Raw genomic sequence first — 22,576 nt, 5'->3', positions numbered from 1 at the left:
AGTGATTGAGCGGCTGGAACTCCAGCCCCATCCGGAGGGTGGCCACTACCGCGAGACCTACCGGTCAAGTGAGGTGGTGGAAACGCCGCGGGGACCCAGGGCCGCCAGCACGGCGATCTTGTACTTACTGGCCGCAGGCGAGTGGTCCAGATGGCATCGGATCTGCTCCGATGAGGCCTGGCACCACCATGGCGGCGACGGGCTCCTGATCTATCAACTCCACCCGGATGGCCAGGCTTGCGTCAGCAGGCTTGGGCTTGATCTAAGCGCCGGAGAACGGCCCCAGGTTGTAGTGCCTGCTGGCAGCTGGTTCGCAGCTGAACCCGTAACTGGAAACACCACATGGAGCCTGGTGGGCTGCACAGTGGCCCCAGGCTTTGATTTCGTCGATTTCGAACTAGCCAGCCAGACCCAGCTGCAGTGCCACGCCGCCCAGCTGGAATCCTGCTGCAGTGATTGGCGCCGCCTGGTTGGGATGGGCTGATCTGGGGGCTCAATCCCAACCGCCGGATTCAAGGAAAACCTCAGGGGAAACGGGCCCAGCCAACAGCTGTTCCGAGGCCGGATTCAGGGGGGCCTGCAGTAATTCAGCTGTTTCGATCACCGCCCCCTTGGGCAGCAGTGGCTTGTCAGGATCGAAATCGGTGGGGTGGGTGGTGCTGCTCGAAAAACCGCGAAAAATCAGCAGCTCGTAGGGCTCAAGCGGGCCTGCCGCCAACTGAAGCTGGCCCCTGAGCCGCAGCACCCGATCGGGCCGCTCCCGGCTCAATTCTTCCAGCCTGGCGAGCAGGGCCATCGCGGATGCAGCGGAGAGGGTCATGGCCAGAGAGAAGGCGGGGCGGCAGGGGAAGCAATAGGGCTGATCCTCAAAAATCGCCAGCGATTCGCCCCTGCTTGGGCAAGCGCACCAGCAGCCATTGCAACAGTCCCACCACATAGGCAACCAAACCCACGTAACCGATGAAGGCGGCCACGGCAGGGGTCCATTCGCCGCCGAAGATGAAGGCAAACAGCCCCTCAACATGCCGGTGCAGGCCGAGGGGCGGCTGAATCCAAGCGGCGCAACGGGACTGGGCCAAGCCTCCGGGGGCCAAACAGCCCAGGGCCGTGGCAGTAAGCAGGGCGCCAAGCACGGCCCACACCGTGAGACTCCAGCGCCAGATGCGCAGGGTCAGGGGCAAGGGACGCCAGGGCGGCAGGTCGGCCAGCTCCTCGTTGAGATCCACCCAGAACCAGACGCTCAGCACCACCAGTAGCTGGGCCAGCAGCAAAACCACAAAGCCGAGGGGCCTCCGGTCGGTGAGCAGCAGGGTTGCAAGCAGCAACAGGCTGGCCACCTTCCAATAAATCCCCAGCAGGCGCACCAAGGATCCCTCCTTGCGTACCGACGCCCAGATCAGGAGCACTAGGGGCAAGCCGACGCTGAACAGCATCGCCAGGCGGACATCGAGCCACACCAAGGAGCGGTACAGAGGTTCTGGTAGGGCGGCGAGCACGCGTGTGGTTCGGTAAGGCGCCATTATCCGCGTCCCCGGCAAGCGATAGGGTCCAAGTCATGGCCGCCTTCTCCCTGCCCAGCTGGCTCTCCCGCACCTTCGGAGCCCGTCCAGCCCAGGCCTGGTGCCGCACCGCCCTGGCCAGCGAAACCTCGCTGCAGGCGTCGGTTGAAGAGATCGCCAGCCAGCTGCGGGGGGCCGGTCCAGCAGATCTGGCCTTGGTCTTCGTCGCAGCCAGCTACGCCAGCGACCTGCCCCGGCTGCTGCCCCTACTTCAGGAGAAACTCCCAGCCAGCCATTGGCTTGGCTGCCTGGGCGGTGGGGTGGTGGGCACCGATGCTGGCGGCACACCCCATGAGCTGGAGAACAAACCAGCCCTGAGTGTCACCCTGCTGCGCCTACCTGGCGCCGAGCTCCACCCTTTTGCGATTGATACCGACTCCCTTCCCGACCTCGACGGCCCGGCTGATCCCTGGCGCGACCTGCTCGATGCGCCAGCAGCTCCCAGCCCCTCGATGCTGCTGCTGGTGGATCCCAGCTGCTCCCGGATCAACGATCTGATCAGTGGCCTGGATTACGCCTGTCCAGGGGCGGCGAAAATTGGCGGCGTCGCTGGCCCCCACAGTGCCGGCCATGGCTCCCTGCTGTTTGGAGATCAGGTGGTTCGCGGTGCCGTCGGCTGCCTCATTGGTGGAGCCTGGCAACTCGATCCGGTGGTGGCCCAGGGCTGCCGGCCGATCGGGCCGGTTTTTGATGTGGAGCAAGTTCAGCGCAACGTGGTGCTGGAGGTGAGTCAGGGCCAGTCCCGCCGCAGCCCTGTAGCAGCGCTTCAGTCGATCCTCACGGATCTGAATCCCGAGGAGCGGGAGCTGGTGAAGCACTCGCTGTTTCTAGGCGTGGGCCGTAGCAACTTCAGCCTCAGCGCCGCAGATCCAGATGGTCCCACCGCTTTTCTGGTGCGCAACCTGCTTGGTGTCGACCCCCGCAACGGAGCCGTAGCCGTGGCTGAACGGATGCGGGTGGGACAACAGGTGCAGTTCCAACTGCGCGATGCCAGCGCCTCCAGACTGGAACTGCGCCAGCTGCTGACCAGACAGCGGGGTCGCAACCCGGAGCCCCTAGCCGCCCTGCTGTTTGCCTGCCTAGGCCGTGGCGTTGGGCTCTACGGCAGCGCCGATGGCGACGTGGAACTGTGCCGGGAAGTGTTTGATCAGGTGCCCATCGCCGGATCGTTCTGCAACGGCGAAATCGGCCCGGTCGCCGGTAGCACCCATCTGCACGGCTACACCGCCAGCCTGGCCTTCCTGGTGCCGCGCGGAGAGGGCTGATGGTGCGCCAGCACGTCAATCCACTCAGCCGCTTTTTCCAACTACCCCGGCCCCTGCCGCCGCCAGCTGAGCTTTTCAGTCAGCCGGATCTCCCCCTGCATCTGGACATTGGCTGCGCCCGAGGCCGCTTCCTACTGGCCCTGGCCCAGCACCAGCCCAACTGCAACCATCTAGGTGTTGAAATCCGCCGGCCATTGGTGGATGCCGCCGAAGCCGACCGCCAGGCCCTGGGGCTTGGCAACCTCCACTACCTGTTCTGCAACGCCAACATCAGCCTGCAGGACTGGCTAGCGGCCCTGCCAGCCGGGCTGCTGCAGCGGGTGACCATCCAGTTTCCAGATCCCTGGTTTAAGCAAAAGCATCAAAAGCGGCGGGTGCTGCAGCCCGCCCTGCTGCTGGCCCTGGCCGAGGCGCTGGGGCCGGGCCGTGAGCTGTTTATTCAGAGCGATGTGCTGGCGGTGATCACACCGATGGTGCAGCTGATCGAGGCCAGCGGCGGCTTCGATCGCCCGGCCGCTGATGGGCGCCCCTGGCGTGCCGGCAACCCCCTGGCGGTTCCAACCGAGCGCGAAACCTACGTGCTGAGCCAGGGGTTGCCGGTCTACCGGGTGCTCTACCAACGCAACGACCGCAACCTGGAAGGCCTGACCAACCTGGAAGATCAGCTTGAAGCGGTTGATAATCGGGCCTGAAGCCAGGCTGCACCCCTTGAGCGCCCCCCCAATGCCAATTTTGTTGCGCTGGCAGGGCTGCCTGCAGCGCGCTGACAGTGGTCCCCTGGGGCGGCAGCTAACCCTGATAGCCGGCCTGGTGCTCTGCGCCCTGATGGTTGGCCTGCCCCTGGTAACCCGCAGCGGCCTCAGCCTGCTGGTGCTGGCCAGTGGCCTCCTATGGCTGCTGCTGGCCCTGACCACTACCCCTGGACCGCTGGTGGAGATCGACCGCTGGATTCTGGGGATCCTGGCCATCGCCCTGCTGGCCACAGGTTTCTCACCGGTGCCCCTGGCCGCCGCCAAGGGGCTGGTCAAACTTGTGAGCTATCTGGGCGTCTACGCCCTGATGCGCCAACTGCTGACCCTGGCTCCGGTCTGGTGGGACCGGATCGTGGCTGCGCTGCTGGCTGGAAACCTGGTCACCTGCGTGATCGGCATCCGCCAGCTCTACGGCGATAGCGGCGAACTAGCCCGCTGGGCTGACCCCAACTCCGTGGCCGATGGCACGGTGCGCATCTACAGCACCCTCGAAAACCCCAACCTGCTGGCGGGGTACCTGCTGCCGGTGCTGCCCCTCGCCCTCGTGGCCCTGCTGCGCTGGCCGGGGCGAGCCCGCAAGCTCTTTGCCCTCACTGCCCTGGTGCTGGGCGTCGCCGCCCTAGTGCTCACCTTCAGCCGCGGCGCCTGGATGGGTTTGGTGGCCGAGGCGGCCGTGATCTTGCTGCTGCTGGCCGTGCGCGCCACCCGGGCCTGGCCCTTGCTCTGGCGGCGCCTGTTTCCCCTGCTGCTGCTGCTAGGCGGCGCCGCCCTGCTCGTGGTGCTGGTTACCCAGGTGGAGCCGCTGCGGGTGCGGGTGATGAGCTTGGTGGCCGGCCGGCAAGACAGCTCCAACAACTTCCGCATTAACGTCTGGCTTGCAGCGCTGGATATGGTCCAGGCCCGCCCGTGGCTTGGCATCGGCCCCGGCAACGACGCTTTTAACCAGATCTATCCACTGTTTCAGCAACCCAAGTTCAACGCGCTCAGCGCTTACTCCATCCCCCTGGAGCTGGCAGTAGAAGCCGGCATTCCTGGCCTGCTGGCCGGGATCGGCCTGCTGCTGGCCAGCCTGCGCAGCGCCACCAGCCTCTGGCGCAGTGATAGCTGCTTCAGCCTGCCGGCCCTGGCGGCGATCGCCGTAATTGCTGGGCTGACGGTGCAGGGACTAACCGACACGATCTTTTTCCGGCCGGAGGTGCAACTGAGCGGCTGGTTTTGCATCGCCACCCTGGCGGCCGGAGCTAGCCGCGCCGAAGGTCGTGGCTGAGCCAAGCCTGATTGCCGGCTTCGACGCCGGCCAAACCCACACCAGCTGTCGCCTAAGCGATGCCTGCAGTGGCGAAATGCTGGGTGAAGGCCAGGGGCCTGGGGTGTGCCATCTGGCCGCAGCCGACGGCCCCGCCCGCTTCCGCCAGGCCCTTCAAGTCAGCCTGGCGCAGGCGCGCCTGCACCTGCCGCACACCGGCACGCCCCTGCTAGCCGCCGGCATTGGCGCCAGCGGCATCGAAGTGGGCAGCTCCGTCCAGGAGCTGGGCCGGCAGCTGGCGGCCGAGGCCCTGCAACTACCCCTGGAGCGCGTAGTAGTCACGGGAGATGAGCGCACTGCCCTGCGCGGAGCCATGGGCAACTACCACCAGGGCGGCATCGTTGTGATCAGCGGCACTGGCACCATCGCCGTTGGGCGCAATCCGGCAGGCCAGGAACACCGCTGCTCCGGCTGGGGCTGGCTGCTAGATGGGGCTGGCTCGGCCACGGACATCGGCCGCGATGGCCTAGCCCTCAGCTTGGCGATGGCGGATGGACGCCAGCCCGATTCGCCCCTGCGAGCACGGATCTGGGCAGGACTGAATGTGAGCACAGGCGACCCCCAGGCCGCTCAAGCCATCAAAGCTTTGGTTGTGGAGCCTGGCTTCGGGGCCGCGGGCTTTGCCCGCCTGGCACCGCTGGTGGCAGTCGCCGCTAGCGAGGGTGATGCTGGGGCCGCCGCCGTTGTGGAGCGCTCCGCCCAGGCCCTGGCATTAATGGCAGCCACCATCTGCACAAGGCTGCAGCTAAACGCCCCGCGAGTGTGGCCCATGGGCGGGGCGTTGGAGCACCTTGCCTTGCTGCGCTGCCGGCTGGAGGCCTGCCTTGGGGAGTGCTGCCCAGGCGCTCAACTGCAGGTCCCCGCCGCAGATGCCTGCAGCGGAGCCCTGAGCCTGGCTCGGGAATGCCTGGAAGCTAGGCCGCGTTGAGGTGCTGCTCCGCTGCAGCAGCCAGCTGGCTTGACCAGTGGTCCACCAGCTGCTGATCGGCGGCCTCCACCATCACCCGCAGCAGTGGTTCGGTGCCACTGGCGCGCACCAGCACCCGGCCACGACCCTCCATCGCAATCTCCGCCTGCTCCACGGCGAGCCGCAGCGGCTCGCAGGCTTGCCACTGCTGGCGCCGTTGCCGGTCTGGCACCGTCACATTCACCAGGGCCTGGGGGTAGGGCTTGAAACTGCTATCCATCCAGTCGGCCAGTGATTGGCCACTGCGATGCAACAACGTGGCCACTTGCAAAGCGGTGAGCAGCCCATCGCCACTCATGCCATGGCGGGCCGACAAAATATGGCCCGACTGCTCGCCACCGAGGCCAGCGCCCATCTGCTCCATCGCCTGGTGGACGTATTGATCACCTACGGCGGTGCGCTCGAGCACCCCTCCCTTGGCCTGCCAGGCACGCTCAAAGCCGAGGTTTGACATCACCGTGGCAACGATGCGATTGGCCGGCAACTGGCCCGCATCAAGCAGGGACGATCCCCAGAGATAAAGGATCTGGTCTCCATCCACCACCCGGCCCCGGCCATCCACCGCCAGCATCCGATCTGCATCGCCATCGAAGCCAAAACCCATGCTGGCTCCGCTCTCCAGCACCGCGCGCCTGAGCGGCTCAAGGTGGGTGCTGCCGCAGTCCACGTTGATGCGCGCCCCATCCGGCTTGCCGTGCAACACGGTGAGTTCCGCGCCTAAGGCCCGAAACACCGCCTCTCCACAGGCAGAAGCCGAGCCCCAACAGAGGTCCAGCACAATCTTGCAACCTTCTAAGCGCCGACCCATCACGCTCGCCACCAAGGACCGCTGGTAGTCGGCCAGTAAATCGGGGCGGTCGTGCACAACTCCTGTGCCCAAGAAGCCGCCGGAAGCACCTATTGCCGGTCCAGCCCCCACCCCCTGCAGCCCAGCCTCGATCGCCTGCTGCTGGCCGCGGCTCAGCTTGGCGCCGGAGGCCCCAAACACCTTGATGCCGTTGTCTTCAGGGGGGTTGTGGCTGGCGGACACCATCAGACCTCCAGCCGCGCCAAGACGGCGAATGGCGCCAGGAATCGCTGGCGTAGGGCATAGCCCCAGGGTCCATACCTCCCTACCTGCAGCCGTGAGTCCGGCGGTGAGCGCCGCCACCAGCATCGGGCCACTGCTACGGGAGTCCATGCCGATGAGCACCGGCGCCCCTTGGGGCAACACCTGGCCGCACCAGAAGCCAACCTGCAAAGCCAAAGCCGGGCTCACCTGGGTTCCCACCCGGCCACGGATGCCATCGGTCCCGAAACCGGCCACACCACCCCGCAGGGGCAGGCCAACGGGATGGGGAGCCAGGTCGGCCATGGGCAGCAGCAGATGCCTCAGTGATGTCCAGGTTACGTGGGCTGCTGCAAAGCGCTCACCATGGCTGGCCTGGGCCAGGTAGGGGCCTGAGCCCTTTCAGCGCCAGCGGCGGGGCCACCAGATCCAGAGCACCAGTTCGCCAATCGTCCAGAGCAGCAGCGCACCAACCACCCAGCCCGGCAGCCAGCTCAATGGCCAAAAGGGGCGCAGCAGCAGCACCAGGCCCGATACCGCCAGCACCCGCAGAGCCCGCAACCGCTGCTCAGCCCCAGGCAAGGTGGAGAGATAGGGGGGTAGGGAGGGCAGGCGCACCAGCTAAGAGGGATTCACACCTCCCCAGAATGCCGAAGCTGCGCCGCTATTGCCCTTGGCTCGCCTCCCCCTGCTGCTGGCCCTCACCTGCTTGGGCAGCGGCGCCGCCTTGCTGGGCGGCAGGGCACTGCTGACCCTGATTCCCGCGCCAGACCCCAGCACACCCACCCCAACCCTGGAGCGCCTGCGGCGGTTCTCGCCCGATCCGGAGCGGCGGCGGGAGGCCAGCTTGCTGCTGCTGCCGCGCCAGGCAAAAGGCGACCTAGCCGGCGAGCGCCGGTTGCTGCGCGGCCAGGGCTGGGGTGGCGATGAGCTAGCAGCCCTGGTGCTCAAACGCGATGCCCTAGCCGCCGAAGCCCTGGGTGATCAGGCAGCCGCCCAGCAACGCTGGCAGCAGCTTGTGCAGCGCTTCCCCGACACGCCCGCCGCAGCCGATGGGCTTTATGCCCTGGGCCGGCAGCAGCCCCAGCTGCGGCAGAAACTACGCAGCCGCTTCGCCGCCCATCCCGCGGCCCTAGCGGCCGCCGTGGAGGCGGGTCCGAGCGGCGCAGATCGCCTCCAGGCAGCCCTGCATCTGGCCCGGCACGGTGTGCGTTGGCCCGGTGCGGGGCCACGCTTGCGCCAGGCCTGCCAGAGCACGGCCGCCGCAGCTACCCCTAACCAGCGGGACCAATTGGCAAGGGGCCTGGCCCAGCTAAGCGACTCGGCCGCCGCCCTGAGCTGCCTCAAGGGCAGTCCGCCGAGCCCAGCAACCCAGCTAGCCCTCAGCCGGGCCCTGCTCGCTGGCGGCAGCGAGCAGCAGGTCCAGGCCGAAAGTCTGCTGCTGCAACTGGCCAAATCCGCGCCGCGCTCCAGCCAGGCCAGCGAGGCCGCAGCCCTGCTGAGCGAACAGCCCGGGCCCAGGGCTCTCCAGGCCTTGAAGGGGCTGCCCTCTGCCCTGCAAGACACAGCCCCGGTGCAGGCGCGGCTGGCAATGGAGAGTGGCGACATCGGCGCGACGCTGGCGGTGCTGCAGCGCTGGCCCAACGATCCAGCCAGCTGGGAACTGCAGTGGCAGCAAGCCCGTCAGGCCCTGCTCAAGCGCCAATGGGCAACGGCCACAACGCTGCTGAGTGCGCCGATCGGTAGCAAATTGCCGGTGGGGCTGGTGGGACGCCAGCGCTTCTGGCTGGGTTTCAGCCAGAAGCAGCAAGCCGCCACCGCCAAAGCACAACGCACCTGGAGTGATCTGATCAAACAGCATCCCGGCGGCTACTACGGCTGGCGGGCGGCGGTGCGACTAGGCCGCGGCGATCTCAACCTCGATCCCCGCAGCAGCCCGGCCCTTGTGCAACCCCAATGGCACCCCCTGGGCAGCGGCGACTGGCAGATCGACCGGCTCTGGCGCCTGGGCCAACCCCTGGAAGCCTGGGAGCACTGGCGCACGGGGCGGAGTTCCCCACCCTCTAGTCCCCAGGAGCTGATTACGGAAGGCCGCCTACGCCGGGGCGTGGGAGACCACTGGATGGGACTCGGCCAACTCGAGCAAGCCAACCTGCGCCTGCCGGCGAATGCAAACTGCTCCCTGACCCAACAGCTTGAGCGCGACCTGCAAACCGCCAGCTTCGTGGCGGAGCTCGAGGAGGCTGGCTCAACCGCCGGGGTACCGGCAACCCTGCTGGCAGCCGTAGCCAAACAGGAATCGCGCTTCAGCCCGGGGGTGAGCTCCGGCGCCGGTGCCGTCGGCTTACTCCAACTGATGCCGGCCACCGCCGCCGAACTAGCCGGCACGCCCGTGGCAGCCGATGACCTCACCGACCCAGCCCGCAATGCCCAGTTAGGCGCGCTCTACCTAAAGCAACTGCTGGGCCAGTGGCAGGGCAACCCCGTGCTGATGGCTGCCAGCTACAACGCCGGCCCCGGTGCCACCGCTGGCTGGGTGACACCCCAACTGCAACAAGAACCGGAGCTATGGATAGAGGCCATCCCCTACCCGGAAACCCGGCTGTACGTCAAAAAAGTGCTCGGCAACTTTTGGAACTTTCAAGAGAGGCCGCTGGCTAGCTGCTAGCCACCGCTTGCCAGCCAGCGGCCCACCCATGCCCCTGACAACACGAGCACCCCCAGCACCCCTGCCAGCAGCACCGGCGGGGGTGCCACCCGAATCCGGGCTAGATCGAGGCGTGCCAACAACACAGTGGTGCCAAGGATCAGCACATTGGTGAGCACTTTGAGGTGGAGCAGATAGAGGCCACCCACCGTGACGATCAACAGGCTGATCACCAGGCTCATCACCCGACTGGCGGCCATCAAATTGGAAATCCGCTGCAGCAGCAGGTCGGGCATGGTGCACACCACCACCACCAGCAAGGCGTGGAGACAGTCAAGCGACCAGAACAAGCTGGATAACTGCCCCATCCCCGACGCTGCCGCACCCTCAAGCGGCTGGCTCCACTGCAACCCCTCGTAAACCGATATCACCACCAGCACCAGCAGCATCGGCGCCCGCAAGGGCAGCAATAGCAGACGCAACATCGCCATCACGGGGGAGCCAGCACCAGGGAAATGGCATCCAGAGGGCAACTCGGAATGCACTGTTCGCACACCAAGCAGCGTTGCGCATCGAATTGCAGCTGCCAAGCCGGCTGGGTCAAGCTGAGGGCACCGCTGGGGCAAACGCTCGAGCAGAGGCCGCAGTCGATACAGAGACTGCGATCTACGGCTATCTGACCAGGCGCCCGGTTCAGGCCGAGTCCCTGACTTTCTAGCCAGGCCTCCGCCGCCGTCAGTTCGTCGATATCGCCGGAGAGCTCCACCACCATGGTGCCGCTCTGGTTGGGGGAAATCTGGGCGCGCAGGATCTTGGCGGCGATATCGAAATCCACCGCCAGCCGATAGGTGATCGGCTGATGCACCGCTTCGCGGGGAAAGTGCAGGGTTAGGCGCCGTTTCACGAGGATCCGGTTCGCGGGAACAGCACGCTTACCTCCGCAAAACGCTAGCAAGCACTGGCAAAGTGCAGTCATGACCAACTCCACCCCGAATTCCGGCCTGGGGCCAAGCGAACGGCTGCTGCTAGTCGTGCTGGCGGCCCTACTGGCAGCGGGCCTGCTGTGGTTCCGGGGCGGACTGAATCCGGAGGCTCCCCTGGAGCGCTTGGCGCGCCAATCCCTGGATCTACCCGTGGCCTTGCGCAATGGCAAGCCAACGCTGGTGGAGTTCTACGCCGACTGGTGCGACGCCTGCCGCACCATGGCTCCGGCAATGGAAACGATCGACGCCCAACACCGCGGCCAGCTCGATGTGGTGCTGCTCAACGTTGACAATCCGCGCTGGCAGCCGGAGCTGGAGCGCTACGACGTCAACGGCATTCCCCAACTAGAGCTGTTCAATGCTGCCGGTGAAGCGGTGGGCCGCTCGATTGGCGCCCGCAGCCTCAACGAATTGCGCGCTCTCAGCAGCGCCCTGATCGCCGGCGAACCCCTGCCGGCCCTCGCCGGAGTGGGTGCCGTCAGCAACCTGAGCCAACCCGCTGGCGAAGTTGCGGCAGCGGAGCCAGCTACTGCCACGATGGCCGGACCCCGCAGCCACGGTTGACGCCCGCCATGGATTCCCGTTTCCGCGTTGACCTGATCGCCGCCACGCCTAACCCCCAGCAGTGCGTTTATGCGGGAATGCATCAGGACTACAGCGAGGGCTTTGTGGCAGCAGACTCCGCCAACTGGCCGGACGAAAACAAGGCGGGAGAAATTTGCATCAAGCGGCTGCTGGCCGGCGAGCGCGGTCACTACGGCCCCCTGGAGCACGCCCAGATCGTGCTGAACGTGGGCTGGTTTCCCCACTCGGTGATGCAGCAGGCGCGGACCCACCGAGTGGGGGTGAGCTTTGACGTGCAATCAATGCGCTACACCGGCGATCGCATCTGCAAGGCCGCCAATGGTGAACTGGAACTGGAGGAGGTGTTCTATCTACGGCCCATAGGTAGCTATAGCGACCGGCAAGGCAAAAAATACGCCTACACCGAAGAGCATCGCTACATAGATCTAGAGCTCTGCAGGGCTGCGGCAGCTCGCTACCGCGACCTTTTGGCGGCTGGCTTCGCCGAGGAGCACGCCCGCGGCATCCTGCCCTTCGACTACCGCCAGCACTTCGTGGTGAGCTTCACCTTGCGGGCGTTTCTGCACTTCCTTGACCTGCGGGCGAAGCTCGATGCCCAGCAGGAGATCCGTGAGCTGTGTGATCTGATGTGGCCCCATCTGCAGGCTTGGACACCCCAATTTGCTGACTGGTATGAAAAGAGCCGCTTACATAAAGCCAGGCTCGCCCCATAGGGCATTTTGCTGGGAACTAGATACGCGCCAAGGTAACCCGTTCGGGCTGATGCTGGTACTTACCAGCCCGATCTTGATAGGTTGTCTCGCAGGGATCGCCCTCAAAAAAGAGCAGCTGACAGATTCCCTCATTTGCATAAATGCGGCAGTCAGCACCCGAAGAATTACTGAACTCCAGGGTGAGGTGACCCTCCCAGCCGGCTTCCGCTGGCGTCGTATTAACAATGATGCCTAGCCGGGCGTATGTGCTCTTACCCAGGCAGATCACCGTGATATTTGATGGCACCTTCATCTTCTCCAGTGCCACTCCCAAGCCATAGGAATGGGCTGGCAAGATAAAATAAGATCCGTCCTCGTCATGGCGCAGGGGAGCGGGCTCCAGGTTCGCCGGGTTGAACCGCTTGGGGTTCATCACGGTGCCAGGCACATGCCGAAAGATCAAAAATTCCTTGGCCGACAACCGCAAGTCGTAGCCATAGGAAGAACAGCCATAGCTGAGCACCGGGGAGCCCGCCGTAGCGGGATCGAGGTGGCGCACCAGGCTCGACTGAAACGGCTGCAACATTCCTACGGCAGCTTGCTCGTTGATCCAGCGATCGTTCTTCAGCATCAGAGGCCTCGGCGCAACTGGGTGACCTGATCAGCCATGGCCATCAACTCAGGAGTCATGGCTGGCCCTGTCAAAATGACATCTAGATGGGCTGGTCGGCGCTCCAAGGTTGCCAGCACTTCAGCCTGCTCGATGTAGCCCAGCTCCACAGCCAAGCCCAGCTCATCGAGCACCATCAGATCCACCGCACCACTGAGCAGCTGCTCGCGGCTGAAGGCCCACACCTGGCGCACCGCCTCCAACAGCTCGAGCCCCTGGTGGACAGCTGGCTCTGAAAGACAGCCGGGCACACCGGGCCGCAGCCATTGCAGTCGCCCACAGAGCCAGACGCTGCTGCCGAGGCCCTGATCTACGCCGCCCTTAAGGAACTGAGTAACTAGCACCCGGCTGCCCAAGCCGGCACTACGTAGGGCCTGGCTGAGCACGGCACCGTAACTGCCGCGGAAAGGCGCCGTATGGATTTGCAGTAAGCCCTCCGACTGGGCCACCAGCCGCAATGCCGGCGCAGCAGAGGGGGCGGACGCGGCAGCCGCCACAGCCAAAGGGCGATGGCCAGAGCGCTGAGGTTGGTGCTGGACCGCCGGAAAACCAGCTCCAGAGGAGGAGGTGAGGCCTGAGACGGGCAAGCTCGCGGTCATGAACAACCTGAATAAGAACCTTGAAAATCGAAAAACAGACCTGGGGCGCCGCGAGCAGCCCATGGCCTCGCGGAGCTGAATGTAGCGGGATCGGGCCGCTCCACAAGCAAACGACACCATCCCTAGCGGAAACATACGTACTGGCGCGCAGGGGCGCCGGCGGTGTCGTCTCAAACCGTGTGTATTGCTACAAGCCGCCCCCCGGGTGATCCTTAGGGTCCCGGCACTTGCCAAGACCTTGATGGTTGGCGCTACCCACGGATTTAGCCGTACCGCCAACACCCCATCGACGGGTGCCCCTGGCGTGGTGGCAGGCATGGGAAGCGCCGGCCAGGGCAACCCCACCCTGTTGGAAGTGATCCGGGGCCTGGCCGGCAGCAGTGTCGAGACGATCGAACGGGGCAAGACGATTTTTTTTCCCGGCGATCCAGCCGAGCGGGTCTATCTGCTGCGGCGCGGAGCGGTCCGGCTGTCGCGGGTATATGAATCCGGCGAGGAGATCACCGTGGCCCTGTTGCGCGAGAACAGCCTGTTTGGTGTGCTCTCGCTGCTTACAGGCCAGCGCTCCGATCGCTTCTATCACGCTGTGGCCTTCACCAGGGTCGAGATGGTGACCGCACCAGCCACCTCCGTACGCCGGGCGATCGAGCAGGACGCCAGCGTGGGCTTGCTGCTGCTGCAGGGCCTGTCTTCGCGAATACTGCAGACCGAAACGATGATCGAAACCCTCACCCACCGCGACATGAGCTCGCGGCTGGTGAGCTTCCTGCTGGTGCTGTGCCGAGATTTCGGCGTTCCCAGCTCGGAAGGTATCACGATTGATCTGCGCCTCTCCCACCAGGCGATTGCCGAAGCGATTGGCTCCACCCGCGTCACAATCACTCGCCTGCTGGGCGACCTGCGCAACGACGGGCTCGTTCAGATCGACCGCAAAAAGATCACTGTGTTTGATCCAATCGCCCTAGCCAAGCGCTTCAGCTGAACGCCAGGGATACTGGGGCCCTCCGGGGACGTATGTGACGGGCTGGCTGCTGATCCTCGCTCTGCTCGCCCTGGGGGGAGTGCTCTCCACCCTGGGCGACCGACTTGGCAGCCTGGTGGGCAAGGCGCGCTTGAGCCTGTTGGGGATGCGGCCCCGCCGCACCGCCGTGTTGATCACAGTGCTCACTGGCAGCCTGATCAGTGCCATCTCCCTCGGCCTGATGCTGCTGGTAAGCGAGCGGCTGCGCACGGGCCTGTTTGAACTCGATCGACTGGAGCAACGGCTGCAAACCAGCCGCAGCGAACTGAGCCGCAGCAACAGCCAACTAGCCAGCAGCCGCCTGCAGGTGGCGCGGGCCGAACAGGGCAAACGCGAGGCTCAGACGCGCTTTGAGCAGGCCCAAGCCCGCGCCAGCAAATTGCGCCAAGAGCTGGCGCCACTTCTAACCCAGCGCAACCGGTTGGAGCTGGAGCGCAGCCGTCTCAGCCAGGAGGTGAAGGGGCGGGATGCGGAAATCCGCCGCACCGAAGCGGAATTAGCCCAGGTGCGCCGCCGGATTAGCGCCGGAGCCCAAGAACTTAAAGAGCTGGAGAGCAACCTGATTGCCCTGCGCCGCGGCGACGTAGTGCTCAGCAGCGGTCAGACCCTGGCCAGCGCCAAGGTGACCCTTGAGCGCCCCGAGCAGGCCAAGGAGGTGATCACCGCCTTGCTGCAGCAGGCCAATCTCAACGCCTTCAGGCGGGTGCTGCCCGGCCAGCCCCCCGATCGCCAGATCCTGCTGGTTCCCCAAAATGACATCAGCAAGCTGGAAGGCCTGCTCGCCAAGCCCGGCAGCTGGGTGGTGAGCATTCTCTCGGCCGCCAACGTGCTGAGGGGCGAGCGCCAGGTGCTTGCCTTCCCAGACCTACGCCCCAACCGCCCAGTAGTTAAAGCAGGTGAAGTGCTGGCCAGCACCACGATCGAGGGCGACCTCACAGCCCTGGAGCCGGTTTCGCGGCGACTCAACCTGCTGCTAGCCGCTGCCTATGCCCGAGCCCAGCGCCAGGGCACGTTGGTGGAAGGGCTGCAGTTTGATGCGGCCAGCTTCAAACAGCTGGCCCGGGAGCTGAGCGAGCGCCAGCCGGGCCAGGTTGCCCAACTAGAAGCCCTTGCCATCAACAGCGCCAGCACCGCCGACCCAATTGCGGTGGAATTGCGCTGGGTGGCGGCCCCATCTCCCGCCCAATCGGGGCCGGGCCCTCGCCGCCCGTGACGCGCACTGCGGCGGGCCTGGTGGCAGGCCTAGATCCCGGGCGCAGCAAATGCGGTCTAGTGCTGGCTGATCCTGCCGTTGGCCAGATCCGGCAGGCTGCCATCCTGCCCCCGCAAGCCTGCCTCGCCCTGCTCAAAAGCTGGCAGCAAGTGGGGCTTGACCAGGTTGTGCTCGGCAATGGCACCGGCAGCCAAGACTGGCGCAGCCGGCTTGGCCAGCAGCGGCTGGCGCATGCTGTGGTGGATGAGAGAGGTAGCACCCTGGCGGCCCGCGAGCGCTACTGGCAGCTGTGGCCCCCTAGGGGCTGGAGGCGGCTGCTGCCGGCGGGCTTGCGCTTGCCCCCCCGGGATATCGACGATGTGGTCGCCCAGCTGCTGATTGAGCGCTATTGCGGGATGACCCTGCAGCGCAGCAACCAGGAGGTGCTGAGGCAATGGCCGCTGCCGGTCGCCGGAGGCTAAATCGGTTTAAAAACGGGCCCGAACCGTAAAGATGTAGTCACCGCCAGGCTCGAGCTGGTAGTCGACCTTGAGCAGATAACGCAGCAGGGCGTCCTGGATCAGAGCCCTGCCCAAAGAAGGCTCAACGCTGAGTTCACCGCGGTCAAAGGCCCAGCGGAAACTCCATTGGTAGCCGCCCGCACTCACCTCCCCCTCCAGCACCCGCTGGCTGAAGCTCTGGTGCAGCACCCGCAACTGGGCAGTGGTGGAGGGAAGGCGTGCCATCGGCTCAGGCTGCCGCGCCCTGGGGCTGAAAACCATTGAGTCGGTTACCAGCCCGCTCCAGGCCGAGGCGCTGGATCAGGCCAATACCTGCCTCCACCTCGCGCAGCACCTCCTCGAGCAGGGGCTGCTCGGCAGGAGTGAAGCGTCCGAGCACATGGCCAACGGTGCGGGCGCGGCGCTCGCCGGGATCTTGGGCGGGGGCGCCAATACCAATACGAAGCCGCGGAAAGTCCTGGGTACCTAGGTGGCTGATGGTGCTGCGCAGGCCGTTATGCCCCCCGGCACTGCCCGTAGCCCGCAGCCTCAACTTGCCGAGGGGCAGGTCCATGTCATCCACCACCACCAGCAACTGGGCGGGCTCGAAACCAAACCAGTCCAGGGCTGCGCGGATCGAGCGACCACTTTCATTCATGTAGGTCTGGGGCATCAACAGCCGCAGCCGGGCAGGTCCCGAACCCACCTCAGCCACCAAGCCCTGAAGCTTTTGCTGCTGCCGAAAAGATGCCCTGCCAGCGCAATCGGCTAAACGCTCCAGGGCCATAAAGCCCACGTTGTGGCGAGTACCTGCGTACTTGGCTCCCGGATTACCCAGGCCCACCACCAACTGCAACGACAACTCAGGCCGTGGGACCATCGAGAGGTTGCTCAATCAGCTCTGGAGCATCAGCCGAGGAGGCGTCAGCTGAAACAAGCTCAGTTGAAGTTACTGCAACTGGCAGGTCTGCCGCAACAGGTTCGGAGGTGGTAATCGCCGTGCGCAGCTCCTTTTCGAATTCAGAGGAGGCCGATTGAAAACCCTTCAGAGTGCGACCCAGGGTTTTACCGAGCTCCGGCAGCCGCTTTGGTCCGAACACCAGCAGCCCGATGGCGGCAATTACCGCCAGCTCAGGCAGGCCAATGCCAAACACGTTCATCAGCCGAGGCCGTTCCAGTTGACAGTGATGCCCTCGAGCAGCAGGGACTTGTTGTACAGCTGCAGGATGATCAGCAGAAACACCAAGAAGAGCACCATAAAAATGCCCATGACGGGCGTAGTGCCCCAGCCGGGAACGACCTTGCCGTACTCAGAATTTAGTGGCCGCAGGATGTCTCCGAGGCGGGTGCGTTGGGCCATGTCTGCTGCAGCCTCTCGGGCATGGATTCGCTTTAAGTACTGTAAGGGCCTCGCGTACCGCGCCGCGGCGGTCCGTCGAGAGTTGTGACGCAACCCGTCACCTCCATTCCCCTTCCGCCTCCATGGACCCCACCGCCACCACCAGCTCCCCGGCCCTTTCCGTGGCCCTCGCCGTGCTGGCGGTGCTGCTTTCACTCACCGGTTTTGGGGTGTACCAAGCCTTCGGGCCGCCCTCCAAGGGCCTCACCGACCCCTTTGACGACCACGACGACTGAGCCCTAAGCGCTGACCCGATCAGGTCGCACTCGCCAAAAACCCAGGCTCCACGGCGCCAGCAGCCAGGGATCTTCAGAGAGCTTTCCCTGGGAAATCAGAGGCTGATCCAGGCCATCGAGTCGCTCCAGCAGCTGCCAGCTCTCTCCCAGCTCCAGGTAACGGCGGCAAGGGGAACAGTTCTGCACGGTGAGCACCACGTCACCCGACTCGCCTAGCGGCCGGCAGCCCAGTAGCAACAGGCCCTCGCCCAGGGGAGGCAGGGCCTGATGTCGTTTAGGCCGGCCCTGGGCCACCGCCGGCCGCAGCCATAGCGGTTCCCTGAAGGCCACCGCCTGCTTGGGCACCTGGGCCCGGCACCAGCCTGCTGGGCAGGGCGCCAGGGCCAGCCGCAGGCGCTGCAGGCCGTTATCGGCGCCAGGATCGGGCCAAGTAGGCGCCCGCAGCAGCGACACACCCAACTGCTCCGGACTAGCCGACACCCCCTGGGGCCCATCGAGCAGCACCGCCAAGCCGCCGCCAATAGCCACAGAAGCGATCCAGCTGATCGCTGGCAGCTCCCAGCGGGCCTGCTCGCGGGCAGTGGCCGGCTGGGCTGGCCGTTCCAGCACGCCACCGGAGGTATCTGCCGCCCAGCGCTGGGCCGACTGGGCCAGGGGGATCTCCAGGCGCAGCAGCTCATGGCGCTGGCGCCAGTCGACGCTGAGCACAAGCTCGAGCCATGGGGTATTGGCAAGTAAGCGCCCCTCAAGCCGCACCGCACTGGCCCCGCACTGGCCCCGCCACACAAAACTTGTGCACAGCTCGCCCTGCTCCAGCCAGCTCGGCTCGCCCTGCCACTGCCAGGCCAGCGGATGGTCCCGGTAGCCCGTGGCGATGTCCCAGGCATCCCAAAACTCACCTCGATCGGCAAAACGCCGCCAGGCCAGCGGGCCTGCCAACTGGGGCTGATCCTGGCTATCCCACAGCTGCTCGAGGCCCCGCGGCCCCAGCTCAAAACTCACCAAACCGTTGCCGCAGCGCCAGCCCTCTCGCCACACCGGCGCCTCAACCTGAGCTGCCTCAACTTGCGCTGCCTGAGGGGCCGCCGCTGCGACCGTTCGCTCTAGGGGCAGGGCCGCCACACCCCCTAAGGGCGGCAGCTGCAGCCACTGGCCGCCAGCCCGGGCCGGCTGGGACCGCAGCTTCACACCGCCCCAACTCCAGCTGCCCAACGGCACCCGCAGACTGCGGGCCTGGGGAGGTAGGGGCTGGAGCTGGGCTACCCACCAACCCACACCCACACCGTCATCTTCACCGTCACCGTCACCAGCTCCTAGCCAGGCCTGCAGAGCCCGATCCCGTTGCAGGCAGGCGCTGCGGCGCGCTGCCCGCCACTGGGGCTCAGCCTGCTCGAACACCTCCGGAATCGAGGTGCCGGGCAAAATGTCGTGAAACTGCTGAAAAAGCAGCGTTCGCCAGTCGACCGTTTCCGGCTCCCCGGCCAAGGCCTGGGCCAGCTCCGCCTCCCGCAGCAGCCGCTCGAGTGTGCGGTTGTGGCGCTTCTGATCAGGGCGCGAGGTGGCGCAGCCGCGATGCAGCTCCAGGTAAAGCTCGTCGCGCCACACCGGCAGCCGGGGCGCCAGCGGCTCGAGGTCAGCCAAATAACCCCGCAAGCTGCCGTGCTGCTGGGGAGCAGCTTCAGCTTGCTGCTGCCAGAGCCGCAGCTGCTCGAGCATTTCAGCGCTGGGGCCTCCACCGTGGTCGCCCACTCCTGGCAGCCACAGGGCCGAATCAACCCCGGTCGCGCCTTGCCAAGCCAAGCGATAGCGCTCCATCGCCACGGGATCGCCATCGGTGCCGATCGGGGCGTTGATCAGGGCCAGCAGCTCGGAACCGCAGCGGCTGCGCCAGCGAAACAGCCGGTGGGGGAAGGGATTGGTGGCGTTCCAGGCCATTTTGTGGGTGCAAAACCAACGCACGCCGGTGCTGCGAGCCACGGCCGGCAGGCCGCTGGCGAAACCAAAGCTGTCGGGCAACCAGGCCAGATAGTGCTCCAGCTCCGGGAAGCTGGCGGCGCTGAATTGCTGGCCCAGCTGAAACTGGCGCAGCAGTGAGGAGCTGCTGATCAGCACGCAGTCGCTCTCCACCCAGGGACCGTTGATCGGTTCAAAGCGACCGGCTGCCACCGCACGCTGCAGGCGGGCGAACAGGGCCGGCCGGTGTTGCTGCAGCCAGGCGTATAGGGCCGGTGTGGAGTGGCCGAAATGCAACTCCTCGAAGCGCTCGATCAGATCAAGGGCAGAGGTGAAGGTGCGCTCGGCCGCTTGCCAGGTGTCGGCCACCGGCCAGAGCCAGGCCAGATCGAGGTGGGCATGGCCCAACACACGAAACCGACCTGTCGGCGGTTCGCCACTACGCAGCTGGGCAAGCTCAGCCTTGGTTTCAGCCAACAAATCCACCGGATCGGCTGGATCCAGGGGCTCGAGCTCGAGACGGCTCTCGATCAGGGCACCGTCGTCGTGCAAGGGGCTGCGCAGGCGTAACTCCAGCTCAAGGGCCTCCCCCTGCCACCAGCGCTCGGGCAGCAACCAGCGGCAAGCGGTGTCAAACAGGTCGCCGCCATGCACCCGCGCACCATCCACCCGCAGCTCCACCTGGTCGGCCCACCAGCGCAGCACCAGCCGGGCCTGGGCAACGGGCTCCGGCTGCTGCAGCTGCAGCCAGTTCGCCGGGCAAACCAGCCGCAGCCGTAGCTCTCGCCACTGGCCACCCCGCGGCCAAATCACCAACCCCCGAGCTGCCCAATCCGGACGACATTGCTGGCCCCAAGGATCGTCAAGGGCTGGGCCAAACCGCCCTCCCGCCTGCACGCAGCGCCAGAGAGGTTGGAGATCCCAGCGCGAATGGGTTGGCCGCAAACGTGACTGAATCGTTTCAATCCGTGGGGTCTGCCCTAGTCCTGAGGCCTCAGGCATCGTTGGATGGCAAGCCGAGTCCCATAGGATGATCCCGCAGCTGCGGGGTCGACTAGGCCCTTCAACGCGCCTGTCACTCCCTGTCACCCGCTCGCCATTCCCCAAGGCCGAACCATGCTCGCCCTCAAGATCTCGGTTTATTCGGTCGTCTTCTTCTTTATCGGGATCTTTGTGTTCGGCTTTTTGGCCAGCGACCCCAGCCGCACCCCGAGCCGTAAAGACCTGGAAGATTGATCAGCTGGCACTAGGCAAGCAAGATCCTGATTCTGTTTGTGGGATGATCCCCAAAAGGACCTGCTGCGCCTGATTTAATCGTGCCAATTTCAGACACGCTTCCTTCAACACTTCAGGCTCAAGAAGGTCTTAAGGGCTGATGTATTTGGCTGGCAATTCCCACCGAGTGCCTCTGGGGAAATCGCCTTTAAAAAGGCTCGCTCACCAACTATTGACAGCTGCTTGCCTATCCGTCCTATTCGCTCCAGAGGCTCTTGCAGGCGATATTCCCAGCCAGCCTGGGACAGTCAAAGCCTCTAGTTCAGTTATTCCTGCTCCCAACTTTGCTGTAATCAAGGCCGATCAGCAAGGCTACGACCAGCAACTGGGCCGGTTTGTTGCCACCGGCAACGTAGAAGCCCGCTTCAACGGCTGGCGCCTGCTGGCAGATCGAGTCGAACTGGCAGAAGCCAGCCGCAGTGTCTACGCCAGCGGGCAAATTCGCCTGATCAAAGGAGATCAATACCTGCAAGCAAGCCGTCTGCGCTATAGCGACCTAGAAGGCAGCGGCGAACTTGACGACGTCTATGGCGTTATCGAGCAAGACACCCTTGCCCGGGACATCAATTCTCAAGGGGTCACTTCTAAAGAGATCACTTCTACAGAGATCAATTCTAAAGAGATCAACTCCCCAGATCCCAACGCCAAAACGAACGGTCTGCCGTCTAACTTCAGCCAACCAGCGTTTGTCTGTCCGCCACTCAGCGCAGATCCTGCCAATAGAACGCTGGTGCGGGTGTTGCCACCAGGTCGCAGCAGCCTGCCCACCATGCCAGCGCCGGCCGGCTGCCCTGGCAGTGAGCTCTCCACTCCAGCTCTATCTCTAAATAGGGCACTGGAATCAGTTGCTTTCGGCCCCCCCCAGGCGGGCGGCCCGCAGGCACAGGCGATCTCGATGGGATCTGGGAAACCTGTCGTTAAAGCAACTGAGATCGAGCAGCTGCCAGACGTGGACTCAAAGGTGAGCAACGTGACGTTCCAGCAGAGCTGGAGCACCAGCGTGAAGCTCGACCTGGGAGCCGTTATTGACACCACGGACTCGCTCAACAGCAATGGGCAGGGCTACCGCCCGCCCGCAAACAAAGCGGGCACGATCAGCCGCATTCGCTTTCAAGGAGCCCAGATCCAAATCAGAGGCAACCGCTGGACTGCCGAACAAATTGCTTTTACCAACGATCCCTTCACTCCTGCCGCCTCTTGGAGCCTGGCCCGCAAGGTGGTGGCCGTTATGGATGGGCGCGGCGTGACCCGCATCAACAGCCGCAGCAGCCAGATTCTGCTGGACGGCAAAGTTTCTTTGCCGGCAATCACAAACACAACCATCGGCGCCGAAGAATCTCGTTTTGCCTGGGATACCGATAAAGAAGATCGCGATGGCTTCTTTATTGGCTACAATTTGGAGCCAATAAAAATAGGCAAGCGGGGCAGCTTGCAACTCCAGCCCCAGCTGAATGTGCAGCGGGCCATCGAAGGCCGTACCAGTAGCTATGTGCTTCCTGGACAAAGCCTGGCTAATCCCACCAGCGAACAGACCGCCAAGCTCGCAGATATGTTCGGCCTGCTGGCGGGACTCAAACTGCCCATGGGCTGGCTCTCATTAAATGCTGAAGCCAGCCTGTCTACCCTCAACCCAGACAACTTCCGATCCGGCATCCGCAGCACCAGCCGCCTGACGACTCCGCTTAACCTGCCCGGCCATACAAGCGCAAACGCTGATCTATTTGGATCCTATCGCGAGCGCATTTACAATGGCAGCCTGGGACTTCAAACCGTAGTTTATTCCTATGGCGCCAATCTAGCTGGCAACGTGGTCTTGAATCAGCCCAAGGCCCAGGCCGCCCCCCCAAAAACTCCCTACTTGGCACCGGTGAATCTAAACTGGGCAGCCCAATCTGGAGCCTACGAAGCAACATTATTTGAAGCAAAC

Annotated in this window: 27 protein-coding genes; 14 read left to right on the top strand and 13 right to left on the bottom strand. The window is 64.8% G+C overall.

Annotation, left to right across the window (positions count from 1 at the left end; translation table 11 throughout):
* Nucleotide 1: 1 nt before the first annotated feature.
* Complete coding sequence (locus KBY74_RS04755; RefSeq protein WP_254941721.1) at nt 2–484, top strand: cupin domain-containing protein; 483 nt, start codon at nt 2–4, stop codon at nt 482–484.
* Between the two features lie 9 nt (nt 485–493).
* Here KBY74_RS04755 and KBY74_RS04750 read toward each other — a convergent pair whose 3' ends face one another.
* Nucleotides 494–820, bottom strand: coding sequence for a hypothetical protein (locus tag KBY74_RS04750; RefSeq protein WP_254931347.1), 327 nt, complete (start codon nt 818–820; stop codon nt 494–496).
* Nucleotides 821–866: 46 nt separating this feature from the next.
* The gene (locus KBY74_RS04745) at nt 867–1,520 is read right to left on the bottom strand and encodes a DUF3177 family protein (protein ID WP_254941720.1); all 654 of its coding nucleotides are present in this window, start codon (nt 1,518–1,520) and stop codon (nt 867–869) included.
* Between the two features lie 35 nt (nt 1,521–1,555).
* Here KBY74_RS04745 and KBY74_RS04740 point away from each other — a divergent pair, with 35 nt between their 5' ends.
* The 4 genes from KBY74_RS04740 to KBY74_RS04725 are packed head-to-tail and all read left to right on the top strand — an operon-like array spanning nt 1,556 to nt 5,810.
* Nucleotides 1,556–2,824, top strand: a complete 1,269-nt coding sequence (locus KBY74_RS04740; RefSeq protein WP_254941719.1) for an FIST N-terminal domain-containing protein — start codon at nt 1,556–1,558, stop codon at nt 2,822–2,824.
* A 2-nt stretch (nt 2,825–2,826) separates the two neighbouring features.
* The gene (gene trmB / locus KBY74_RS04735) at nt 2,827–3,516 is read left to right on the top strand and encodes a tRNA (guanosine(46)-N7)-methyltransferase TrmB (protein WP_254941726.1); all 690 of its coding nucleotides are present in this window, start codon (nt 2,827–2,829) and stop codon (nt 3,514–3,516) included.
* A 31-nt stretch (nt 3,517–3,547) separates the two neighbouring features.
* Nucleotides 3,548–4,843, top strand: coding sequence for an IctB family putative bicarbonate transporter (locus KBY74_RS04730; protein WP_254931354.1), 1,296 nt, complete (start codon nt 3,548–3,550; stop codon nt 4,841–4,843).
* Nucleotides 4,836–5,810 carry a BadF/BadG/BcrA/BcrD ATPase family protein gene (locus KBY74_RS04725; protein ID WP_254941718.1) on the top strand — a complete coding sequence of 325 codons (975 nt, stop codon included), beginning with the start codon at nt 4,836–4,838 and terminating at the stop codon, nt 5,808–5,810. Before KBY74_RS04730 ends, KBY74_RS04725 begins: the two co-directional genes overlap by 8 nt.
* On the opposite strand, the gene glmM is transcribed toward KBY74_RS04725, so the two are convergent.
* Together glmM and KBY74_RS04715 are read right to left on the bottom strand one after the other, a co-directional pair.
* Complete coding sequence (glmM, locus tag KBY74_RS04720; RefSeq protein WP_254941717.1) at nt 5,797–7,203, bottom strand: phosphoglucosamine mutase; 1,407 nt, start codon at nt 7,201–7,203, stop codon at nt 5,797–5,799. The genes KBY74_RS04725 and glmM overlap by 14 nt on opposite strands.
* 96 nt (nt 7,204–7,299) lie before the next feature.
* Nucleotides 7,300–7,515 (bottom strand): hypothetical protein, encoded by a 216-nt coding sequence (locus KBY74_RS04715; RefSeq protein WP_106632295.1) that lies wholly within the window; start codon nt 7,513–7,515, stop codon nt 7,300–7,302.
* 55 nt (nt 7,516–7,570) lie between these two features.
* On the opposite strand from KBY74_RS04715, the gene KBY74_RS04710 reads away from it, so the two are divergent.
* Nucleotides 7,571–9,565 carry a lytic transglycosylase domain-containing protein gene (locus KBY74_RS04710; protein ID WP_254941716.1) on the top strand — a complete coding sequence of 665 codons (1,995 nt, stop codon included), beginning with the start codon at nt 7,571–7,573 and terminating at the stop codon, nt 9,563–9,565.
* Here KBY74_RS04710 and KBY74_RS04705 read toward each other — a convergent pair.
* Both KBY74_RS04705 and KBY74_RS04700 read right to left on the bottom strand, forming a co-directional pair.
* On the bottom strand, nt 9,562–10,029 hold the full coding sequence (locus tag KBY74_RS04705) for a hypothetical protein (protein WP_315857981.1): 468 nt from the start codon (nt 10,027–10,029) through the stop codon (nt 9,562–9,564). The two genes, KBY74_RS04710 and KBY74_RS04705, sit on opposite strands and share 4 nt — an antisense overlap.
* A 5-nt stretch (nt 10,030–10,034) precedes the next feature.
* Entirely contained in the window at nt 10,035–10,448 is a 414-nt protein-coding gene (locus KBY74_RS04700) for an NIL domain-containing protein (RefSeq protein WP_254941715.1), read from the bottom strand.
* Nucleotides 10,449–10,518: 70 nt separating this feature from the next.
* Between KBY74_RS04700 and KBY74_RS04695 the strand changes: the two genes are divergently transcribed.
* Both KBY74_RS04695 and thyX read left to right on the top strand, forming a co-directional pair.
* On the top strand, nt 10,519–11,091 hold the full coding sequence (locus tag KBY74_RS04695; protein WP_254941714.1) for a thioredoxin domain-containing protein: 573 nt from the start codon (nt 10,519–10,521) through the stop codon (nt 11,089–11,091).
* Between the two features lie 8 nt (nt 11,092–11,099).
* Nucleotides 11,100–11,825 carry an FAD-dependent thymidylate synthase gene (thyX, locus tag KBY74_RS04690; protein ID WP_254941713.1) on the top strand — a complete coding sequence of 242 codons (726 nt, stop codon included), beginning with the start codon at nt 11,100–11,102 and terminating at the stop codon, nt 11,823–11,825.
* A 16-nt stretch (nt 11,826–11,841) separates the two neighbouring features.
* Here thyX and dcd read toward each other — a convergent pair whose 3' ends face one another.
* Nucleotides 11,842–12,435, bottom strand: coding sequence for a dCTP deaminase (dcd, locus tag KBY74_RS04685; protein WP_254941712.1), 594 nt, complete (start codon nt 12,433–12,435; stop codon nt 11,842–11,844).
* Nucleotides 12,435–13,073 (bottom strand): cob(I)yrinic acid a,c-diamide adenosyltransferase, encoded by a 639-nt coding sequence (locus KBY74_RS04680; RefSeq protein WP_254941711.1) that lies wholly within the window; start codon nt 13,071–13,073, stop codon nt 12,435–12,437. The genes dcd and KBY74_RS04680 overlap by 1 nt, the downstream gene beginning before the upstream one ends.
* 241 nt (nt 13,074–13,314) lie before the next feature.
* Between KBY74_RS04680 and ntcA the strand changes: the two genes are divergently transcribed.
* From ntcA to KBY74_RS04665, 3 genes are read left to right on the top strand one after another with little or no spacing between them, the layout of a single operon-like run.
* A complete protein-coding gene (ntcA, locus tag KBY74_RS04675) occupies nt 13,315–14,055 on the top strand; it encodes a global nitrogen regulator NtcA (protein ID WP_106632287.1) in 741 nt (246 codons plus the stop codon).
* A gap of 34 nt (nt 14,056–14,089) precedes the next feature.
* Nucleotides 14,090–15,307 carry a DUF3084 domain-containing protein gene (locus KBY74_RS04670; protein WP_254941710.1) on the top strand — a complete coding sequence of 406 codons (1,218 nt, stop codon included), beginning with the start codon at nt 14,090–14,092 and terminating at the stop codon, nt 15,305–15,307.
* Nucleotides 15,304–15,768: a resolvase gene (locus tag KBY74_RS04665; protein ID WP_254941709.1), complete on the top strand. Its 465-nt coding sequence runs from the start codon at nt 15,304–15,306 to the stop codon at nt 15,766–15,768. Before KBY74_RS04670 ends, KBY74_RS04665 begins: the two co-directional genes overlap by 4 nt.
* A 6-nt stretch (nt 15,769–15,774) precedes the next feature.
* Here the strand turns inward: KBY74_RS04665 and KBY74_RS04660 are convergent, their stop codons facing one another.
* From KBY74_RS04660 to psbH, 4 genes are read right to left on the bottom strand one after another with little or no spacing between them, the layout of a single operon-like run.
* A complete protein-coding gene (locus KBY74_RS04660; protein ID WP_106632284.1) occupies nt 15,775–16,032 on the bottom strand; it encodes a DUF3146 family protein in 258 nt (85 codons plus the stop codon).
* Nucleotides 16,033–16,036: 4 nt separating this feature from the next.
* A complete protein-coding gene (gene pth / locus KBY74_RS04655) occupies nt 16,037–16,666 on the bottom strand; it encodes an aminoacyl-tRNA hydrolase (protein ID WP_254941708.1) in 630 nt (209 codons plus the stop codon).
* On the bottom strand, nt 16,650–16,946 hold the full coding sequence (locus KBY74_RS04650; RefSeq protein WP_254941707.1) for a TatA/E family twin arginine-targeting protein translocase: 297 nt from the start codon (nt 16,944–16,946) through the stop codon (nt 16,650–16,652). Before KBY74_RS04650 ends, pth begins: the two co-directional genes overlap by 17 nt.
* The gene (gene psbH, locus KBY74_RS04645; RefSeq protein ID WP_094559148.1) at nt 16,946–17,146 is read right to left on the bottom strand and encodes a photosystem II reaction center phosphoprotein PsbH; all 201 of its coding nucleotides are present in this window, start codon (nt 17,144–17,146) and stop codon (nt 16,946–16,948) included. The genes KBY74_RS04650 and psbH overlap by 1 nt, the downstream gene beginning before the upstream one ends.
* 122 nt (nt 17,147–17,268) lie before the next feature.
* Here psbH and psbN point away from each other — a divergent pair, with 122 nt between their 5' ends.
* Nucleotides 17,269–17,421: a photosystem II reaction center protein PsbN gene (gene psbN / locus KBY74_RS04640; RefSeq protein WP_106632281.1), complete on the top strand. Its 153-nt coding sequence runs from the start codon at nt 17,269–17,271 to the stop codon at nt 17,419–17,421.
* A gap of 3 nt (nt 17,422–17,424) precedes the next feature.
* Here the strand turns inward: psbN and KBY74_RS04635 are convergent, their stop codons facing one another.
* The gene (locus KBY74_RS04635; RefSeq protein WP_396123084.1) at nt 17,425–20,376 is read right to left on the bottom strand and encodes an alpha-mannosidase; all 2,952 of its coding nucleotides are present in this window, start codon (nt 20,374–20,376) and stop codon (nt 17,425–17,427) included.
* Nucleotides 20,377–20,490: 114 nt separating this feature from the next.
* Here KBY74_RS04635 and KBY74_RS04630 point away from each other — a divergent pair, with 114 nt between their 5' ends.
* Together KBY74_RS04630 and KBY74_RS04625 are read left to right on the top strand one after the other, a co-directional pair.
* A complete protein-coding gene (locus KBY74_RS04630; protein WP_006172424.1) occupies nt 20,491–20,610 on the top strand; it encodes a photosystem II reaction center protein I in 120 nt (39 codons plus the stop codon).
* Nucleotides 20,611–20,821: 211 nt separating this feature from the next.
* The coding region (locus KBY74_RS04625) for a DUF3769 domain-containing protein (RefSeq protein ID WP_254941706.1) at nt 20,822–22,576 on the top strand (1,755 nt) is incomplete at its 3' end.

Origin of the sequence: Cyanobium sp. A1C-AMD (genome assembly GCF_024346495.1) — a bacterium.
GTDB lineage: Bacteria > Cyanobacteriota > Cyanobacteriia > PCC-6307 > Cyanobiaceae > Cyanobium_A > Cyanobium_A usitatum.
The sequence above is the reverse complement of the archived record's forward strand: the minus strand, read 5'-3'. Positions and strand labels throughout refer to the sequence as shown.

Coding starts and splice junctions, on each gene's coding strand:
- KBY74_RS04750 (WP_254931347.1), bottom strand. CDS start 820: ATGACCCTCTCCGCTGCATCCGCGATGGCCCTGCTCGCCAGGCTGGAA.
- KBY74_RS04745 (WP_254941720.1), bottom strand. CDS start 1,520: ATGGCGCCTTACCGAACCACACGCGTGCTCGCCGCCCTACCAGAACCT.
- KBY74_RS04740 (WP_254941719.1), top strand. CDS start 1,556: ATGGCCGCCTTCTCCCTGCCCAGCTGGCTCTCCCGCACCTTCGGAGCC.
- KBY74_RS04730 (WP_254931354.1), top strand. CDS start 3,548: ATGCCAATTTTGTTGCGCTGGCAGGGCTGCCTGCAGCGCGCTGACAGT.
- glmM (WP_254941717.1), bottom strand. CDS start 7,203: ATGGCCGACCTGGCTCCCCATCCCGTTGGCCTGCCCCTGCGGGGTGGT.
- KBY74_RS04705 (WP_315857981.1), bottom strand. CDS start 10,029: ATGTTGCGTCTGCTATTGCTGCCCTTGCGGGCGCCGATGCTGCTGGTG.
- KBY74_RS04695 (WP_254941714.1), top strand. CDS start 10,519: ATGACCAACTCCACCCCGAATTCCGGCCTGGGGCCAAGCGAACGGCTG.
- thyX (WP_254941713.1), top strand. CDS start 11,100: ATGGATTCCCGTTTCCGCGTTGACCTGATCGCCGCCACGCCTAACCCC.
- dcd (WP_254941712.1), bottom strand. CDS start 12,435: ATGCTGAAGAACGATCGCTGGATCAACGAGCAAGCTGCCGTAGGAATG.
- KBY74_RS04680 (WP_254941711.1), bottom strand. CDS start 13,073: ATGACCGCGAGCTTGCCCGTCTCAGGCCTCACCTCCTCCTCTGGAGCT.
- ntcA (WP_106632287.1), top strand. CDS start 13,315: ATGGTTGGCGCTACCCACGGATTTAGCCGTACCGCCAACACCCCATCG.
- KBY74_RS04660 (WP_106632284.1), bottom strand. CDS start 16,032: ATGGCACGCCTTCCCTCCACCACTGCCCAGTTGCGGGTGCTGCACCAG.
- pth (WP_254941708.1), bottom strand. CDS start 16,666: ATGGTCCCACGGCCTGAGTTGTCGTTGCAGTTGGTGGTGGGCCTGGGT.
- KBY74_RS04650 (WP_254941707.1), bottom strand. CDS start 16,946: ATGAACGTGTTTGGCATTGGCCTGCCTGAGCTGGCGGTAATTGCCGCC.
- psbH (WP_094559148.1), bottom strand. CDS start 17,146: ATGGCCCAACGCACCCGCCTCGGAGACATCCTGCGGCCACTAAATTCT.
- psbN (WP_106632281.1), top strand. CDS start 17,269: ATGGACCCCACCGCCACCACCAGCTCCCCGGCCCTTTCCGTGGCCCTC.
- KBY74_RS04635 (WP_396123084.1), bottom strand. CDS start 20,376: ATGCCTGAGGCCTCAGGACTAGGGCAGACCCCACGGATTGAAACGATT.
- KBY74_RS04630 (WP_006172424.1), top strand. CDS start 20,491: ATGCTCGCCCTCAAGATCTCGGTTTATTCGGTCGTCTTCTTCTTTATC.